General features: G+C 60.4%; 16 protein-coding genes. 5 read left to right on the forward strand and 11 right to left on the reverse strand.

What is annotated here, in order from left to right:
* Nucleotides 1-4: 4 nt before the first annotated feature.
* Complete coding sequence (locus C8N42_RS09315; RefSeq protein WP_107816299.1) at nucleotides 5-784, reverse strand: SDR family oxidoreductase; 780 nt, start codon at nucleotides 782-784, stop codon at nucleotides 5-7.
* 227 nt (nucleotides 785-1,011) lie between these two features.
* Between C8N42_RS09315 and C8N42_RS09320 the strand changes: the two genes are divergently transcribed.
* The 5 genes from C8N42_RS09320 to C8N42_RS09340 all read left to right on the forward strand — a co-directional run bounded on the left by C8N42_RS09320 (nucleotide 1,012) and on the right by C8N42_RS09340 (nucleotide 6,682).
* Nucleotides 1,012-2,187 (forward strand): Hint domain-containing protein, encoded by a 1,176-nt coding sequence (locus C8N42_RS09320; protein WP_245890022.1) that lies wholly within the window; start codon nucleotides 1,012-1,014, stop codon nucleotides 2,185-2,187.
* A 102-nt stretch (nucleotides 2,188-2,289) separates the two neighbouring features.
* Nucleotides 2,290-3,897: a peptide chain release factor 3 gene (locus C8N42_RS09325; protein WP_107816301.1), complete on the forward strand. Its 1,608-nt coding sequence runs from the start codon at nucleotides 2,290-2,292 to the stop codon at nucleotides 3,895-3,897.
* A gap of 66 nt (nucleotides 3,898-3,963) precedes the next feature.
* Nucleotides 3,964-4,551 (forward strand): exopolysaccharide biosynthesis protein, encoded by a 588-nt coding sequence (locus C8N42_RS09330; RefSeq protein ID WP_107816302.1) that lies wholly within the window; start codon nucleotides 3,964-3,966, stop codon nucleotides 4,549-4,551.
* A 114-nt stretch (nucleotides 4,552-4,665) separates the two neighbouring features.
* Nucleotides 4,666-5,115: a hypothetical protein gene (locus tag C8N42_RS09335; protein WP_107816303.1), complete on the forward strand. Its 450-nt coding sequence runs from the start codon at nucleotides 4,666-4,668 to the stop codon at nucleotides 5,113-5,115.
* 139 nt (nucleotides 5,116-5,254) lie between these two features.
* Nucleotides 5,255-6,682: a DEAD/DEAH box helicase gene (locus C8N42_RS09340; RefSeq protein ID WP_107816304.1), complete on the forward strand. Its 1,428-nt coding sequence runs from the start codon at nucleotides 5,255-5,257 to the stop codon at nucleotides 6,680-6,682.
* 106 nt (nucleotides 6,683-6,788) lie between these two features.
* On the opposite strand, the gene C8N42_RS09345 is transcribed toward C8N42_RS09340, so the two are convergent.
* The 10 genes from C8N42_RS09345 to nuoI form a co-directional block, all read right to left on the reverse strand.
* Nucleotides 6,789-8,453, reverse strand: coding sequence for a ribonuclease J (locus C8N42_RS09345; RefSeq protein ID WP_107816305.1), 1,665 nt, complete (start codon nucleotides 8,451-8,453; stop codon nucleotides 6,789-6,791).
* Complete coding sequence (locus C8N42_RS09350; RefSeq protein WP_107816306.1) at nucleotides 8,450-9,226, reverse strand: type III pantothenate kinase; 777 nt, start codon at nucleotides 9,224-9,226, stop codon at nucleotides 8,450-8,452. Before C8N42_RS09350 ends, C8N42_RS09345 begins: the two co-directional genes overlap by 4 nt.
* On the reverse strand, nucleotides 9,226-9,978 hold the full coding sequence (locus C8N42_RS09355; protein WP_107816307.1) for a biotin--[acetyl-CoA-carboxylase] ligase: 753 nt from the start codon (nucleotides 9,976-9,978) through the stop codon (nucleotides 9,226-9,228). Before C8N42_RS09355 ends, C8N42_RS09350 begins: the two co-directional genes overlap by 1 nt.
* Complete coding sequence (gene nuoN / locus C8N42_RS09360; protein ID WP_107816308.1) at nucleotides 9,962-11,398, reverse strand: NADH-quinone oxidoreductase subunit NuoN; 1,437 nt, start codon at nucleotides 11,396-11,398, stop codon at nucleotides 9,962-9,964. The genes C8N42_RS09355 and nuoN overlap by 17 nt, the downstream gene beginning before the upstream one ends.
* A 12-nt stretch (nucleotides 11,399-11,410) precedes the next feature.
* On the reverse strand, nucleotides 11,411-12,943 hold the full coding sequence (locus C8N42_RS09365) for an NADH-quinone oxidoreductase subunit M (protein ID WP_107816309.1): 1,533 nt from the start codon (nucleotides 12,941-12,943) through the stop codon (nucleotides 11,411-11,413).
* Nucleotides 12,943-15,045, reverse strand: a complete 2,103-nt coding sequence (nuoL, locus tag C8N42_RS09370) for an NADH-quinone oxidoreductase subunit L (protein ID WP_107816310.1) — start codon at nucleotides 15,043-15,045, stop codon at nucleotides 12,943-12,945. Before nuoL ends, C8N42_RS09365 begins: the two co-directional genes overlap by 1 nt.
* A 6-nt stretch (nucleotides 15,046-15,051) precedes the next feature.
* Nucleotides 15,052-15,366 (reverse strand): NADH-quinone oxidoreductase subunit NuoK, encoded by a 315-nt coding sequence (nuoK, locus tag C8N42_RS09375; RefSeq protein WP_107816311.1) that lies wholly within the window; start codon nucleotides 15,364-15,366, stop codon nucleotides 15,052-15,054.
* An 87-nt stretch (nucleotides 15,367-15,453) separates the two neighbouring features.
* Complete coding sequence (locus C8N42_RS09380) at nucleotides 15,454-16,068, reverse strand: NADH-quinone oxidoreductase subunit J (RefSeq protein WP_107816312.1); 615 nt, start codon at nucleotides 16,066-16,068, stop codon at nucleotides 15,454-15,456.
* Entirely contained in the window at nucleotides 16,065-16,454 is a 390-nt protein-coding gene (locus C8N42_RS09385) for a carboxymuconolactone decarboxylase family protein (protein ID WP_425430524.1), read from the reverse strand. The genes C8N42_RS09380 and C8N42_RS09385 overlap by 4 nt, the downstream gene beginning before the upstream one ends.
* A gap of 30 nt (nucleotides 16,455-16,484) precedes the next feature.
* Nucleotides 16,485-16,976 carry an NADH-quinone oxidoreductase subunit NuoI gene (nuoI, locus tag C8N42_RS09390; RefSeq protein ID WP_066704083.1) on the reverse strand — a complete coding sequence of 164 codons (492 nt, stop codon included), beginning with the start codon at nucleotides 16,974-16,976 and terminating at the stop codon, nucleotides 16,485-16,487.
* Nucleotides 16,977-16,978 lie beyond the last annotated feature (2 nt).

Below are 16,978 nucleotides of genomic sequence, written 5' to 3' on the forward strand. Positions count from 1 at the left end.
TGGTTTACATCGTGCTGTTGGTCGCGCCGCCATCCAGAAGGATGTTCTGGCCCACCATGAACCCCGCGAATTGCGAGCACATAAAGGCACAGGTGGCACCGAACTCCTCGGGCGTGCCGTAACGCCCGGCGGGGATGGTCTTGCACCGTTCGGCACGGATCGCATCGGGCGTGGTGCCTGCCTTTTCCGCCTGCGTCCCGTCCATCCCCACCATGCGATCGGTGGCATGAAAGCCGGGCAGAAGGTTGTTCATGATCACGCCCGCGCCCGCAATCTGGCGCGAGGTGCCCGCGACATAGCCGGTCAGCCCCGCACGCGCCGAATTCGACAGGCCAAGCACGCCGATGGGCGCCTTGACGGAAACGGAGGTGATGTTGACGACCCGGCCCCAGCCCCGCTCCATCATCCCCGGCACCAGCGCCTTGATCAGCGCGATGGGGGCGAGCATGTTGGCGTCGAGCGCCTTGATGAAATCCTCACGCTCCCAGTCGGTCCACATGCCCGGCGGCGGGCCACCGGCGTTGGTGACAAGAATGTCGACGCCCTGCGCCTTGTCCAGCACGGCCGCGCGCCCCTCTTGCGTGCTCACATCGGCGGCAACCGTATCGACCGTAACACCGAACTCTGTGCGGATATCGGCAGCCGCGACCTCAAGCGTCTCCACCCCGCGCGCATTCATCACCAGATCGACCCCGGCCTCGGCCAGCGCCCGGGCACAACCCAGCCCCAACCCCTTGGAAGAGGCGCACACCAGCGCCCGTTTGCCCCTGATCCCGAGCTCCATCTCCGTCTCCTTCCGTTCCTGTGTTCTGTCATGATATGTAGAACCCGACCCAAGGCTTGTCATCCGCCAAGTGCCCAACCCTGCTGCACCTGTCGTGATAATCGCTTTCAAGAACCATGCTGCATACCAGAGAATGAACCACTCTCGCCCAAATCCCGCCATTGTTTCCGGTCATATTGAGGCTGTTTAACCAGTATAGTCGCGTAAAGAGAGTGGCAGGTGTTCCTATGTACAATGTCACCGTGTCCCGGCATAATGAGGCCTCCGTTGCCGCAGGCAGGATCGTGCGGGTCTTCGTGCCGGGACCGTCACAAATCACGCCAGCTAAGGGTAGTTTTCTGAGGAAAGTGTCGGGGAAAGGTATGAAGGCAGGGATCGGGGATCATATGCAGGCTCAGTTTCAGGGCCAGATGGGCCTTCCGGTACAAAGTCTTGCCGTGTACCGCGCGGGGGCACTGCGGGTCACCAATGGGGTGAACCTTGGTGAGGCGTTGAGCAATGCCACCGAACTGGAACTCGCCGATGCCTACCATCTGCGCAAACACGCCAATCGCGGGCGGCTCTCCGTCAACGTGAATGGCGACAAGCTGAGCGTGTCCAAGGGGACCGAGCTCGGTGCGGAAGGACATGACCTTCACCTCGACTGCATCGCCACCTTCATGGCCGGATCCGGCAATACGATCGAGGTTCTTGTGCTTGTCGAGACCGATGCGAACGGCTTGATCGAGGACACGTTTTTCCTGCCCTTCGCCCCGTTGCAGCCGGACGTGGAATATGTGCTCGTGAAGGTCGACGAGGATACCGCGCGCACCCGGCTGGCCGATGTCGCCTGTGTCGCCTTTACCCGAGGCACGCGGATCACGCTGGCCAACGGGATACAAAAGCCCATTGAGGACCTTGCTGTCGGCGACCGCGTGCTGACCCGCGATCACGGACCTCAGGAGGTGCGCTGGATCGGCAGCCAGACCGTGCGTGCCACCGGGGCCTTCGCCCCCATCGTGATCCGCGAAGGGGCGCTGAACAATGCCCACGATCTGGTCGTTTCGCCGAACCACCGCATTTTCATCTATCAGCGCCACGACGCAGTGCGGGCCGGGCGCGCGGAAGTGCTCGTCAAAGCGAAACTGCTGGTCAACGGCCAGAACGTGATCCAGGCCGAGGGTGGTTTCGTCGATTACTTCCAGCTTTTGTTCGACACCCATGAGATCATCTATGCCGAGGGCATCGCCGCCGAAAGCATGTTCGTCGACGGACGGGTGAAACCGTTTTTGCCCGAGGACGTGCAGGCGCGCATCGCCTCCGAGCACGTCTATGCCGAAACCCCGCGCGCGTTCGAACTGCGCGACGGGATGCTGGAGCCTTCGGTGGCGGCCGAGGTACTGCGATCAGCGTCGGGGAACTGAGTATTTCCGCTGCAATGAAGACAAAGAGCGCGCCTGTCGTCGGGCGCGTTTTTGTTTTGTGGCCCATTGCCGGGGAAGACGCCCGCGCGTATATGAACGCGCATGTTGGATCGCAGCCATAACGCCCCCGAATTGCCGCCGGAGATTGCCCGTCGCCGGACCTTCGCCATCATCTCGCACCCGGACGCCGGTAAGACGACGTTGACGGAAAAATTTCTGTTGTACGGCGGCGCCATCCAGATGGCCGGTCAGGTGCGCGCGAAAGGCGAGGCGCGGCGGACACGCTCGGACTTCATGCAGATGGAAAAGGACCGCGGGATTTCCGTGTCGGCCTCTGCGATGTCGTTCGATTTCTCGGGCTACCGCTTCAACCTTGTCGATACCCCCGGCCACTCGGATTTCTCCGAAGATACCTATCGCACGCTCACCGCCGTGGACGCCGCGATCATGGTGATCGACGGGGCAAAGGGCGTGGAAAGCCAGACGCAGAAGCTTTTCGAAGTCTGTCGCCTACGCGATCTGCCGATTCTGACTTTCTGTAACAAGATGGACCGCGAGAGCCGCGACACGCTTGAGATCATTGACGAAATTCAGGAAAACCTTGCGATCGACGTGACGCCCGCCTCTTGGCCGATTGGCGTCGGACGGGATTTTCTTGGCTGTTATGACGTGTTGAATGATCGTCTTGAGCTGATGGATCGCGCCGACCGCAACAAGGTGGCCGAAAGCATCAAGATCCAAGGGCTGAATGATCCAAAACTGGCCGAACACGTGCCAGAGCACCTGTTGGAGCAGCTCAAGGAAGAGCTTGAGATGGCGCGCGAGCTGTTGCCACCTTTCGACCGCCTGGCTTTTCTCGACGGCACGTTGACGCCGATCTGGTTCGGCTCCGCGATCAACTCCTTTGGCGTCAAAGAACTTATGGACGGGATCGGCAAATACGGTCCGGTGCCACAGCCGCAATCCGCCGAGCCGCGCCCCATCGGCCCGGAAGAAACCAAGGTCATGGGCTTTGTCTTCAAGGTTCAGGCCAATATGGACCCGAAACACCGCGACCGTGTGGCCTTCGTGCGTCTGGCCTCCGGCCATTTCAAACGCGGCATGAAACTGACCCATGTGCGGTCGAAAAAGCCGATGGCGATCTCGAACCCGGTGCTATTTCTCGCCTCCGACCGCGAGCTTGCCGAAGAGGCCTGGGCGGGCGACATCATCGGCATCCCGAACCACGGGCAATTGCGCATCGGTGACACGCTGACCGAAGGCGAGGACATCCGCGTGACCGGCATCCCCTCCTTTGCACCCGAACTGTTGCAGGGCGTGCGCGCTGGCGATCCGATGAAGGCCAAGCATCTCGAAAAAGCACTGATGCAATTCGCCGAGGAAGGTGCCGCGAAAGTGTTCAAACCGGCGATTGGCTCGGGCTTCATCGTCGGTGTCGTCGGCGCGCTTCAGTTTGAAGTGCTGGCTTCGCGCATCGAGCTTGAATACGGGCTGCCTGTTCGATTTGATGCATCGCAGTTCACATCTGCCCGCTGGGTGAGCGGCCCGAAGTTGGAAATGGACAAGTTTATCAACGCGAACAAACAGCACATCTCCTATGACCACGACGGCGATCCGGTCTATCTCACGCGTCTGCAATGGGACATCGACCGCATCGAGCGCGATTATCCGGAGTTGAAACTGTCGGCGACGAAAGAGATGATGGTCTGATTTCGACCCGCCTGCGGGAACCTTTCCGGCCGGTCATGCGTCCTTCCTTCAAGGGGGAACAGAGACATGGGCAAACGCGCAGGCAATGACGATCTGACAAAGATTTTTCGCGACCTTGATGAGGTGACGAAAGACGGCTCGGAATTGTCTGTCGGAGAGCTTGTCAGGACCATGGAGTCGCGCGGCGTCGGGCCGTTTTACGTGCTCACCGGCATGCTGGTGATGTTCGTCGGCGCCATCCCGGGCCTGCCCGCCATGGCCGGTGCCCTTTTGATCCTGCTGGCGGCCCAAACGCTGCGGGGCAAGCAGGGATTGTGGATGCCGCGCTGGCTGCGTGAGCGGAAGATTTCCGGGGACAAACTCCGCAATGGCAGCGAAAAAGCCCGCGCCGTTGCCGCAAAGCTGAACCCTTTCATTCACGAACGCCTCACCGGGCTCGCAACCGGAAAACTCCCCTCGCGGATCTTCGCGATTTTCGCGGCGCTCTGCGGTCTTGGCATGATCCTCGTCGGCTTCATCCCCGGACTGCCGATTGCCCTCTCCCTGCCATTGATTGCTCTTGGAATCGGCCTCACGGGACGGGATGGCGCATGGGTCATCGCCGCCCTTGTTTCGTTGATCCCCGCCGTCATGCTTTTGATCACCGGGCTTTGAGGCATCCCGTGCCTCCCGAGGGGCGGCAAACTTCTGCCGGAGACAATTTTCACGGATGCGAAAGCTTTGAGAACCCGCTATATTGATGCAAATTCTGCACTTTCTGGAGCCCCCATGTCCGTCAGCCGCATCGCCCTCACCGCCGGTCTCTCCGCCACTGCCGTCTCCACACTCGGGTTTCCGGCCTTTGCCGAGACCTCCGGCTGGGACATGCTCAAGGGCATCACCATCGAAGAGATCGTGACCGAAACCACTTACGAGGTGAAGAAGGGTTTCCCTGAGCGGCTCAAAAATGGGATCGAGGGGATGGAACTGACCGGTTATGCGGTGCCGCTTACACCTGGTTCGGAGGTGCGCGAGTTGATCCTTGTCTCCGATATGGGCCTTTGCCCGTTCTGCGGCAGCCCGGATCACGGCGCCTCCGTACAGGTCAGCCTGAACACCCCGATCCAGGGCCTTGAGGAAGGTGCCCGGATCACGCTCAAGGGCGACATGATGCCCGTCACCGACCCGGAGACCTGGCAGGCCGCCATTCTCGAAAACGCGGTGGTCGTGGGCGGCTGATCCCCAAATCTGCCTTTCCTTGACCTTTTCGTGATTGAAGCGTAAGAGAGCGGCCAAAGACGTTCCGGCAATCTGGCCGGGCGGGCCGCGCGGGGTTTTGCGGCCATTTCTACAGCCGCACCATCGCGAAAGGCACAATTTGACCAAGTTCACCGATCTCAATCTCGCTCCGAAAGTTCTCAAGGCCATCGAAGACGTCGGCTATGAGACCCCAACGCCCATTCAGGCCGGGGCCATTCCTCCCGCGCTCGAAGGCCGCGACGTGCTGGGCATTGCCCAGACCGGGACAGGGAAAACCGCCTCTTTCGTGCTTCCGATGATCACCATGCTGGCCCGTGGTCGGGCGCGTGCCCGGATGCCGCGTTCTCTGGTCCTCTGCCCGACGCGGGAGCTGGCCGCGCAGGTGGCGGAGAACTTCGATCAGTATACGAAATACATGAAGCTCACCAAGGCGCTGCTGATCGGCGGCGTGAGCTTCAAGGAGCAGGATGCGCTCATCGACAAGGGCGTCGACGTGCTGATCGCGACGCCCGGTCGTTTGCTCGACCATTTCGAGCGCGGCAAGCTGATCCTCTCCGACGTGAAGGTCATGGTGGTGGACGAGGCCGACCGGATGCTCGACATGGGGTTCATCCCGGACATCGAGCGCATCTTCGGCCTGACGCCCTTTACCCGCCAGACCCTGTTCTTTTCGGCCACCATGGCGCCGGAGATCGAGCGGATCACCAACACTTTCCTCTCCGCCCCCGCGAAAATCGAAGTGGCGCGTCAGGCGACTTCTGGCGAGAACATCGAACAGTATGTGGTGATGTTCAAAGGCTCGCGCCGGGATCGTGCTGCGTCGGAAAAACGCAAACTTCTGCGGGCTTTGATCGACGCCGAGGGCGACAAGCTGCAAAACGGCATCATCTTCTGCAACCGCAAGACGGATGTGGATATCGTGTCCAAATCCTTGAACAAATACGGCTATCAGGCCTCACCGATCCACGGCGATCTGGACCAGAGCCAACGCAACGCCACACTGGAAAAATTCCGCAATGGCGAGATCAAAATTCTCGTGGCCTCCGACGTGGCCGCGCGCGGGCTTGACGTAGCCTCTATCACTCATGTGTTCAACTTCGACGTGCCGAGCCATGCCGAGGATTACGTACACCGCATCGGTCGTACAGGGCGAGCAGGGCGTGACGGCAAGGCAATCATGATTTGCGAGCCGCGCGACGAAAAGAATTTCGCCGATGTCGAAGCCCTGATCGCGAAGGAAATTCCGCGTCTGGAGAATCCGCTCGGAAATGCTCCGGTCGAGGAAGAAACCGAGGTCAAAAGCGACAAACCGAAACGCTCCCGGTCGCGCAAACGCAAGACCGAGGATGCGCCGCAAGTCGAGCCTCAGGCAGAAACGCAGGTCGAAGCTCTCCCCCGCGAAGAGAGCCGGAAATCCGAACCGAAGTCGGACAGTCACTCTCGCCGTGGGCGTGGCCGCAAGGAGGACGACAACAAAGTCGTGGGCCTTGGCGATCACCTGCCCTCCTTCATCGCGCTGAGCTTTGAGGAACGTCAGGCGGGCTGACCCCCCTACCCTTTCCGGACATTGAAAAACCCGCGCTGAGAGCGCGGGTTTTTGTTTTGAGTATTTTCAGCAGCAAAGGAAACAGGCAGCCTGAGCCACCCGTTGCTCAGCTCGACAAGCGCGAGATCACGATCTGGACTTCAGGCTTCTTGCCCACCTCTTCGAGTGTCGTCTTGCGGATGATCCGGCGCATTTCCTCTTCCAGCGCATCGTCATCCGACAAGGTTTTCGGCTTGGCGCGCATCAGGAACTGGTTCACATCCTCTTCGAGCACATCGACCAGAGGCGCGCGCGACAGGCCAACCTCTGGCAGGCCGCGCAGCTCGCACCAGCAATCGCCCAGCGGCTCATCGTCCTCGACGATCACCGTGGCGACCACCAGCCCATTCATCGCGATGCGGATACGGTCACGCACGATGCCATCGAGCGCGCCAATCTGCACCGAACCATCGAGATAAGTGCGACCGGTTTCGATATATTCCGACACACGCGGCGTATTGCCCGACAGGTCCACACCGACACCGTTTGGCGCGACAATGGCCTGAAAGCCGTTGCTTTCGGCCAGTTTCGCATGTTCGCGCAGGTGACGGTGTTCGCCATGCATCGGGATGACGATCTGCGGTTTGACGATCTCATGCAGAAGCGCCAAATCGGGACCGTTGGCATGGCCGGAGACGTGATATTCATCGCGACCGGAGATGGTCTCGACCCCCATTTCCGAGAAGCTGTTGAGAATACGCCCGACGGAGACCTCGTTGCCCGGAATGGTTTTCGAGGAAAAGATCATCGTATCCCCCTCGGCCATTTTCAGGCCAAGGTATTTCCCGCGCGAAAGCTGCGCGGTGGCGGCGCGATGCTCGCCCTGCGACCCCGTGGTCAACAACATAAGATTCTCACGCGGAATGTCGCCCGCGTTTTCCGGCGATACGGTTTTGGGGAAATCGGCGATGATGCCGGTTTCAATCGCCGCCGTGATCATCCGGCGCATGGCGCGCCCCAATAGCACGACGGAGCGCCCAGCCTTGGAGCCCGCTTCGGCGAGCGTTTTGACCCGAGCGATGTTGGAAGCGAATGTGGTCGCAGCGACCATACCGTCTAGCGAGGCAATGAGCCGGGTAATCGGTTCAACCACCTCGGATTCCGAGCGACCCGGCTTGGGTGAAAACACGTTCGTGGAGTCGCAGACCAGCGCCTTGACGCCGGAAGAGGCGACGCTCTCCCAAAGCGCGCGGTCGAACGGCTCGCCCACAACGGGGTTTTCGTCGAGTTTGAAATCGCCGGTGTGGATCACCCGGCCCGCAGGCGTGTCGATCACAAGAGCGGAGGATTCCGGAATCGAATGCGACACCGGCAGGAAACCCACGGTAAACGGCCCGCATTGGATGGTTTCCGGCCATTTCGAGACCGTCTTGATCTGCAATTCGTCATGGCCGTGCTCTTCGAATTTGAGCCGGGCGATGTGGGCGGTGAAGGCGCGGGCATAGACCGGCGCATCGAGACGGGGCCAGAGATGTCCGACCGCACCGACGTGATCCTCATGCGCATGGGTGATGAAAATCGCCTCGATCCGGTCCTTGCGCTCTTCGAGCCACGCGACATCGGCGAAGATCAGATCGACCCCCGGCGTGCCGTCCATCGACGGGAAGGTGACGCCGAGATCGACCACGATATAGCGCTCGTCGCCTTCCGGCCCATAGCCGTAGACGTAACAGTTCATGCCGATCTCGCCGGCACCACCCAAGGGAAGATAGAGAAGACGTTCGCTCATCAGTTGCCCATGTCCTTGTTATAGTTATGGATCACGACAAGGCCGTGGATCGTCAGAAATTCATCGAAATGGTCAAAGAGCTTGTGACCCTGATTGAACAGCGGCGCAAGCCCCCCGGTCGCAATCACACGCATCGGGCGGCCATATTCGTCCTTGATGCGGTTGCAGGTCTCGCGCACGAGACCGATATAGCCCCAGAACACGCCGGACTGCATACAGGCCACGGTGTTGGTGCCGATCACCTTTTGCGGCATGGTCACATCGACATGTGGGAGTGCCGCAGCGGCGTGGTGCAGGCTTTCGAGCGAGGCGTTCACACCGGGGGAGATCACACCGCCGACATAAGCGCCGTCTTGCGCCACCACGTCAAAGGTCGTCGCCGTGCCAAAATCCACGACGATGAGATCGCCGCCGTATTTGTCAAACGCGCCCGCAGAGTTGACAAGACGGTCAGGACCCACGGTCGTCCCCTCGTCCACCCGAGGCATATGCGGCAGGAGGCATTCGGGCTTGCCGACGACAAGAGGGCGGCAGTCGAAATAGCGGTTCGCCAGAACCCGCAGATTGAACACCACGCGCGGCACGGTGGAAGAAATGATCACCTCGGAAATATCCGCCTCGATCTTCTGGAAATTCATGAGCGTCGAGAGCCAGACGTAATACTGGTCCGCCGTGCGCTGATGCTCCGTCGAGGTGCGCCATGTGGCGATGATCTCGCTGCCGTTCCAGATGGAAAAGACGGTGTTGGTGTTGCCGGTGTCGATACAGAGAAGCATCAGAAATAGACCTCTGCGGCTGGGATGGTGAGTTTGCCCGCTCCAGTGTCGAGCACGAGATTGCCAAAGGCGTCCACGGTCTCGAAAATGCCGTGATGCGTCTCGCGCATGGTGCGGGCGCGGATTTCGGTGCCAAGACGCGCGGCACGGGACAGCCAGGCCTCGCGCACCGGGCCAAAGCCATAGGTGGTGAACTGGCTCTCCCAATAGGCGTAGGCGGGCGCTAGCTGATCAAGAAATTCTTCGGGGGCGACAAGCGCACCGGTTTCATCGGCCAGAGAGACCGGCGGCGTGGCCCCCTCTTCGACCTCTGCGGTGGAGGGCGCTTCGACCAGATTGATACCGATACCGATGGCGAGATGAGACGCGCCGCGCTCCAGAAGAATGCCCGCCACCTTCCCGCCGTTGAGCAACACGTCATTCGGCCATTTCAGCGCGAAAGGATCGGCGCGCCCGGTGATCGCAACGAAAGCGTCGTGAAGCGCCAGAGAGGCCACGAAAGACCGTAGCGCGACAAGTGCGGGCGGCTCGGTCGGGAACATCAGGAGCGTGGCCGCGAAGTTGCCTTCCGGCATGGACCAGGGACGACCACGACGGCCATGCGCGCCGGTTTGGTTCAACGCGAGAATCCATTGCGGAAACGCGGAAGAGGCCGCGACACGCGCGGCCTCCGACATGGTGCTGTCCACGGAGGGAAGGACGATGCGCCCCACCCCTTCGGGCCATGTATGGCGGTTATTTGACAAGAGCATCCGCCGCAATCGCGGCCATACCGTCGACGCCGAACATGTTCACGATCCCCACAAGCATGATCAGGGCCGAAACCATAAGCAACAGAACGGCCACCGGGCTCTTGGTGTTGTCGAGCGGCTCCACCTCGCTGCCGAAATACATGTAGTAGACGACACGGAGATAGTAGAAGGCCGCAATCACCGAAGCGATCACACCGAAGATTGCAAGCCAGGTGAGACCTGCGTTCCAGGCCGCCATGAGCACGGAAAACTTGGCGAAGAAGCCGAGCATCGGCGGCACGCCGGCGAGCGAGAAGAACAGCACCAGCACAGCGAGCGCCTTGGTCGGCGACACGCGCCAGTAGAGGTTCAGCGCGGAGAGGTCGGTCACCGGTTTGCCGTCGCGCTCCATCGTCATGATGAAAGCGAAAGCACCGATGTTCATCGCGACGTAGATCGCCATGTAGACCATCGCGGATTGCACGCCTTCGGCATTGGCCGCCGCCAGCCCCATCAGGGCAAAGCCCATGTGGGTGATGGAGGAATAGGCCATCAGACGCTTGATGTTGGTCTGACCGATCCCGGCGAAGGCGCCCCAGAACATGGAGGCCACGGCGATCACTGCAAGCACCTGCTGCCAGTCGCCCGGCACACCGCCGAAAGCGTCGAACAGCACGCGGGCGAAGAGCCCCATGGCGGCGAGCTTCGGCGCGGTGGCGAAGAAGGCGGTGGTCGGCGTCGGCGCGCCTTCATAAACGTCCGGGGTCCACATGTGGAACGGCACGGCGGAAACCTTGAACGCCAGACCGGTCATCACGAAGATCAGGCCGAACAGCACGCCCAGCGGCACGTTGCCCTGCACCACGGAGATGATACCGGCGAAAGAGGTGGTGCCGGAGAACCCGTAGATCAGCGAGGAACCGTAGAGCAACAGGCCCGAGGAGAGCGAGCCGAGCACGAAATACTTCAGGCCCGCTTCGGTCGATTTCACGTTGTCACGACGGAAGGAGGCGATGACGTAGAGCGACAGCGACATCAGTTCGAGGCCGAGATAGAGCGACATCAAATCGCCCGCCGACACCATGACCATCATGCCGATCGTCGAGAACAGCAGAAGGATCGGGTATTCGAACTTGGCGAAGCCGCGCTTTTCAAGAAAGTCATGCGACATCACAAGCACGGCTGCACCGGCGAGCAGCACGCCCACCTTGCCGAAGCGCGAGAAGGCGTCGTCAATGAACAACCCGCCGAAAGCCACGCGGCTGCCCTGCCCGCCGAGCCCGATCCACAGCGCCACGATCACGAAGACCGCCGCGGTGAGCCAGGTGACGAGGCCGGAAAGCTTGTCCTTGCCGGTGTAGACGGCGAACAAGAGCGCCGCCATGCCGTAGACGGCAAGGAGGACTTCCGGCAGGACGATGGAAAAGTCTGTAGAGGTCATATCCCGTGTCCCTTAGTGCGTTGCAGCGTCTGCGACCATCGGCAGAGCGGCATGGTAGTTGTCAATCAGCGCCGAGACCGAAGGCCCGATGAGATCCGTCACCAGCGACGGATAGACGCCGAGGATCAGGGTCATCGCCACGAGCGGAGCGAAAATCCATTTCTCGCGCGCGTTCATGTCCTTGATGGTCTTCAGGCTTTCCTTGATCAGATCGCCAAGCACGACCCGGCGGTAGAGCCAGAGCGCATAAGAGGCGGAGAAGATCACACCGGTGGCGGCCACAAGGGCGACCCAGGTGTTGGCCTGGAACATGCCGATGATGGTCAGGAATTCACCGACGAAACCCGAGGTGCCCGGAAGGCCGACGTTCGCCATGGTGAAGAACATGAAGACGAGCGCATAGGCCGGCATGTTTTTCACCAGACCGCCGAAAGCGTCGATCTGACGGGTGTGCATCCGGTCATAGATCACGCCGACACAGAGGAAGAGCGCGCCGGAAACGAACCCGTGGGAGATCATCTGAAAGATCGCGCCGTCGAGGCCTTGTTGATTGAAGGAGAAAATCCCCGCCGTGACGTAGCCCATGTGGGCGACCGAACTGTAGGCGATGAGTTTTTTCATGTCCTCTTGCACGAGCGCGACGAGCGAGGCGTAGACGATGGCGATCACCGAAAGCCAGAGCACGAAATTGGCCAGCAGATCGGAGGCGTAGGGGAACATCGGCAGCGAGAAGCGCAGGAAGCCGTAGCCGCCCATCTTCAGAAGGATCGCGGCCAGGATGACCGAACCTGCGGTCGGAGCCTGAACGTGGGCGTCCGGCAACCAGGTATGCACCGGCCACATCGGCATCTTCACTGCGAAGGAGGCGAAGAAGGCGAGGAAGGCAAGCGTCTGGAACCCGCCGACGATGTGGAAGCCCAGCACCGTGATCGTCTCATGCGAGAACTCGTGGCCGAGAAGGGTGACGATATCGGTGGTGCCCGCATCGACATACATGGCGATCATCGCGATCAGCATGAGCACGGAGCCGAGGAAGGTGTAGAGAAAGAACTTGAACGCGGCGTAGATCCGGTTCGGTCCCCCCCAGATGCCGATGATCAGGAACATCGGAATGAGGCCCGCCTCGAAGAACAGGTAGAAGAGCACCAGATCGAGCGCGGTGAACACGCCGAGCATGAGCGTTTCCAAGAGGAGGAAGGCGATCATGTACTCTTTCACACGCACCTTCACGTCCCATGCCGACCAGACAGCGAGCGGCATGAGCGCAGTGGTGAGCATGACGAACAGGACCGAAATCCCGTCCACACCCATCTTGTATTTCAGCCCCATGATCCAGTCGGCCTCTTCGACCATCTGGAAGCCGGTGTCTTCGGGATCGAAACCGAAGAGAATGAAGAGTGAGATCACGAAGGTGATCACGGTCGCGAACAAAGCCACAACCTTGGCGTTTTTCTGCGCCACCTCGTCGTCGCCACGCAGGAAAAGCGCGAGCAGGAGAGCGGCCACCGTCGGAAGGAAGGTGACGAAGGACAGCACGTTATCCATTACTGTGCCCCCCCGCCAATCGTCATCCAGGTAATCAAGAGTACAATCCCCAGAACCATGCTGAATGCATATGTGAAGATGAAGCCCGTCTGCGCCCGGCCCGCAAGCCGGGTGAAGAAGGGCACGATGCCCATGGCGAGACCGTTGATCGCGCCGTCGATGGTGCCTTCGTCGCCGCGCTTCCAGAAGAAGCGGCCAAGGGCGAGCACGGGACGCACGATGAGCGCATCGTAAATCTCGTCAAAGTACCATTTGTTGAGCAGGAAGCGGTAGGCGACCGGCTGGCTCTCGGCCAGTTTCTTCGGCAGCGACGGGCTCCAGATGTAGAACCACATCGCCATCACGAAACCGATCAGCATCGCGATGAAGGGCGAGACTTTCACCCAGGTCGGCGCATGGTGCGCATCGTCCAAGATGGTGTTGTCGGCCGCCACGAAAATCGCACCCTGCGGCGCCATACCTTCTGCATGAGCCTCGGCATGCATCTCTTCACCATGGCTGTCGGCGACGACCGTTTCGCCATGTGCGTCCGTCGCCGCTTCGCCATGACCGTCCGCCATCTCAACCTCCGCGTGATGCGGCAGGCCGAAGAACTCGGTGAACTTGTCATGATCGCCGAAGAAGCTGTTGTACCAGAGCATCCCGCCGAAAATCGCACCGAGCGACAGGACCCCGATCGGGACCAGCATCACCAGCGGGCTTTCATGGGCATGCTCATGAGCGTGATGATCGCCGCGTTCCTTGCCGAAGAAGGTCAGGAAGATCAGACGCCAGGAGTAGAAGGAGGTGAACAGCGCCGCGATCACCAGCATCCAGAAGGCGTAGCCGACACCGGAGGCAAAGGCGCTCTCGATGATCGCGTCTTTCGACAGGAAACCCGCGAAACCGAAATGGGTCAGCGGAATGCCCACACCGGTGATCGCCAGCGTGCCAATGATCATCATCCAGAAGGTAAACGGGATCTTTTTACGAAGACCACCGTAATTGCGCATATCCTGTTCGTGGTGCATCGCGGTAATGACGGAGCCAGCGGAGAGGAAAAGCATCGCCTTGAAGAAGGCGTGTGTCAGCAGGTGGAACATCGCCGGACCGTAGGCGCCGACACCGGCGGCCACGAACATGTATCCGAGCTGCGAACAGGTCGAATAGGCGATGACGCGTTTGATGTCGTTTTGCACGAGGCCCACCGTGGCCGCGAAAAAGGCCGTGGTCGCACCGATATAGACGACGAACATCTGGGCCTGCGGCGCATATTCGAAAATCGGCGACATGCGGCACACGAGAAAGACACCGGCGGTCACCATAGTCGCGGCGTGGATCAGTGCGGAGACCGGCGTCGGCCCTTCCATCGCATCCGGCAACCAGGTGTGCAGGAAGAGCTGCGCCGATTTCCCCATCGCGCCGACGAACAGCAGGAAGGCCAGAAGGTTGGCAGCGTTCCAGTCGGTCCAGAGGAAGTGCAGCGTGGTCTCGGCCAGAACCGGCCCCTGGGCGAACACGTCATCGAGGCGGATGCTGTCGGTCATGAAGAACAGGCCGGCCATGCCGAGGATAAAGCCGAAGTCACCGACACGGTTGACGATGAAGGCTTTCATCGAAGCAGCACCGGCCGAGGGTTTCTTGATATAGAAGCCAATCAAAAGGTAGGAGGCAAGGCCCACGCCTTCCCAGCCGAAGAACATCTGCAACAGGTTGTCGGCGGTCACCAGCATCAGCATAGTGAAGGTGAAAAGCGAGAGATAGGCGAAGAAGCGCGCCCGGTAAGGCTCGTCATCGCCAAAGTTCTCGTCATGCGCCATGTAGCCCAGCGAGTAGAGGTGCACCAGCGCCGAGACCGTGTTGACCACGATCAGCATGATCGTCGTCAGACGGTCGAGGCGAATGCCCCAGTCGACGGAGAGCGAACCGCTGTCGATCCAGCGCAGGATCGTGACGTGATGGGTCTGGCCGTCATGGGTGAGAAAGAGAACCCAGGACAGGATCGCAGCGAGGAAAAGAAGGCCCGTCGTCAGATACTGCGCACCCTTCTCCCCGATCACACGCCAGCCGAAACCGGCGATGATGGCACCGACCAGCGGCGCAAAGAGGACAATCGATTCCATGGTCCCTTATCCTTTCATCACGTTGACGTCTTCGACGTCGATCGTGCCGCGGTTGCGGAAGAAGCTCACGAGGATGGCTAGCCCGATGGCGGCCTCGGCGGCGGCCACGGTCAGCACAAGCATCGTGAAAATCTGTCCCGTCAGATCCCCCAACCCAACTGTCGAGGAGGAAAAGGCGACAAGGTTGATATTGACCGACAGCAGGATCATCTCGATCGACATCAGGATGATGATGATGTTCTTCCGGTTCAAAAAGAGCCCGAAGATGCCGATGACAAACAGCGCCGCGGCCACTGTCAGGTAATGTTCAAGTCCGACCATGTCGTCCCTCAGTTCTTTCTCTCTCGCCGCCGTTTGCGGCCTTTGTTTCGGGGCGGCGTGCGGTCGCCCCGGTCATTCATCTGAGGCTCAAAGCCCCTGCCCCGGTTTCACGTCCTTCATCTCAAAGGAGTCTTCCGGTTTGCGATACATCTGATGCAGCACGTTCTGGCGTTTCACGTCGGAGCGGTGGCGCAGCGTCAGGGTGATCGCACCGATCATCGAGACCAGAAGCACCAGACCCGCAAGCTGGAACAGCATCAGGTACTGGTCATACATCACCATGCCGATGGCTTGGGTGTTGTGAATCTCGGTCGCCTCCGGCGTCACCGTGCGGCGCAACGCCTCGGCGCCCGGTGCCTGCACCCAGTCTCCAAAGGCGAGGAACAGTTGCAGGATCAGCACAACACCGATCAGCAGGCCGAAGGGCAGGTATTTCGTCGCCCCCGCCCTGAGCGCCGCGAAATCGACATCGAGCATCATGACCACGAAGAGGAAGAGCACCATCACCGCACCGACATAGACGATGATCAGGAGCATCGCGACGAATTCCGCCCCCAGAAGGACGAAGAGCCCCGCCGCCGACAGAAAGGTGAGGATGAGCCAGAGCACCGAGTGCACCGGGTTTTTCGAGACCACGGTAAAGGCCCCGGCCACCAGCATCAGGATGGCGAAACAATAGAATGCGAAATCCGCGACAGTCATTCACTGTCCTCCTGCGTCTCGGAGAAGACGGCCTGCGCCAACTCCAGTGCTTTTGACATAGCGGGCACACCGCCCAGCATTGACATTTGGTAGATCACTTCCGCGATCTCTTTTTGTGTGGCCCCCGCCTCAAGCGCATGGCGGACGGTCAGTTTGAACGGCACCTCGGCCTGCGCGCCCTGCGCGGTCAGCCCCGCGAGCACCACCAGAAGCCGGGTCTTGCTGTCGAGACCGTCCTTGTTGAACGTGTTGCCCCAGAGCATTTCCATCTGCTCTTTCCCCATCGTGGGGAACAGCTTGTCGAAAGCAGGCATCTGGAAATTCTCCAAAGCCGGATTGAACGCCGTGGCCATTTTCTGGCCCTGCGCGATCATCTCTCCGAACATTTTGGCGAAATCGTTCAACGGGTGGGTTCCTTAGCGATAGGGGGCGTCCAGTTCGAGGTTGCGGGCGATCTCCGCCTCCCAGCGCGCGCCGTTCTCAAGGAGTTTTTCCTTGTCATAGAACAGTTCCTCACGCGTCTCGGTGGAGAATTCGAAGTTCGGGCCCTCGACGATGGCATCCACCGGGCAGGCTTCCTGACAGAAACCGCAGTAGATACATTTCGTCATGTCGATGTCGTAGCGCGTGGTGCGGCGCGAACCGTCTTCACGCGGTTCGGCATCAATGGTGATGGCCTGCGCCGGGCAGATCGCTTCGCAGAGCTTGCAGGCGATGCAGCGCTCTTCGCCGTTCGGATAACGGCGCAGCGCGTGCTCGCCCCGGAACCGCGGGCTGAGCGGGCCTTTTTCATGCGGGTAGTTGATCGTCGCCTTGGGCGAGAAGAAATACCGCAGGCCGATTTTGAAACCAGCCCAGATGTCCATCATCAGGAAATACTTGGCGGCGCGGGTGTAATCGAGAGCCATGG

The sequence above is a fragment of the Celeribacter persicus genome (genome assembly GCF_003050785.1).
GTDB lineage: Bacteria > Pseudomonadota > Alphaproteobacteria > Rhodobacterales > Rhodobacteraceae > Celeribacter > Celeribacter persicus.

Bases quoted from the DNA above. Each gene is read 5' to 3' on its own strand.
- C8N42_RS09330 (WP_107816302.1), top strand. From the start codon at position 3,964: ATGGGCAAACGCGCAGGCAATGACGATCTGACAAAGATTTTTCGCGAC.
- nuoN (WP_107816308.1), bottom strand. From the start codon at position 11,398: ATGACCTCTACAGACTTTTCCATCGTCCTGCCGGAAGTCCTCCTTGCC.
- C8N42_RS09355 (WP_107816307.1), bottom strand. From the start codon at position 9,978: ATGCTCTTGTCAAATAACCGCCATACATGGCCCGAAGGGGTGGGGCGC.
- C8N42_RS09335 (WP_107816303.1), top strand. From the start codon at position 4,666: ATGTCCGTCAGCCGCATCGCCCTCACCGCCGGTCTCTCCGCCACTGCC.
- C8N42_RS09385 (WP_425430524.1), bottom strand. From the start codon at position 16,454: ATGTTCGGAGAGATGATCGCGCAGGGCCAGAAAATGGCCACGGCGTTC.
- C8N42_RS09365 (WP_107816309.1), bottom strand. From the start codon at position 12,943: ATGGATAACGTGCTGTCCTTCGTCACCTTCCTTCCGACGGTGGCCGCT.
- C8N42_RS09315 (WP_107816299.1), bottom strand. From the start codon at position 784: ATGGAGCTCGGGATCAGGGGCAAACGGGCGCTGGTGTGCGCCTCTTCC.
- nuoK (WP_107816311.1), bottom strand. From the start codon at position 15,366: ATGGTCGGACTTGAACATTACCTGACAGTGGCCGCGGCGCTGTTTGTC.
- C8N42_RS09350 (WP_107816306.1), bottom strand. From the start codon at position 9,226: ATGCTTCTCTGTATCGACACCGGCAACACCAACACCGTCTTTTCCATC.
- nuoL (WP_107816310.1), bottom strand. From the start codon at position 15,045: ATGGAATCGATTGTCCTCTTTGCGCCGCTGGTCGGTGCCATCATCGCC.
- C8N42_RS09380 (WP_107816312.1), bottom strand. From the start codon at position 16,068: ATGACTGTCGCGGATTTCGCATTCTATTGTTTCGCCATCCTGATGCTG.
- nuoI (WP_066704083.1), bottom strand. From the start codon at position 16,976: ATGGCTCTCGATTACACCCGCGCCGCCAAGTATTTCCTGATGATGGAC.
- C8N42_RS09325 (WP_107816301.1), top strand. From the start codon at position 2,290: ATGTTGGATCGCAGCCATAACGCCCCCGAATTGCCGCCGGAGATTGCC.
- C8N42_RS09320 (WP_245890022.1), top strand. From the start codon at position 1,012: ATGTACAATGTCACCGTGTCCCGGCATAATGAGGCCTCCGTTGCCGCA.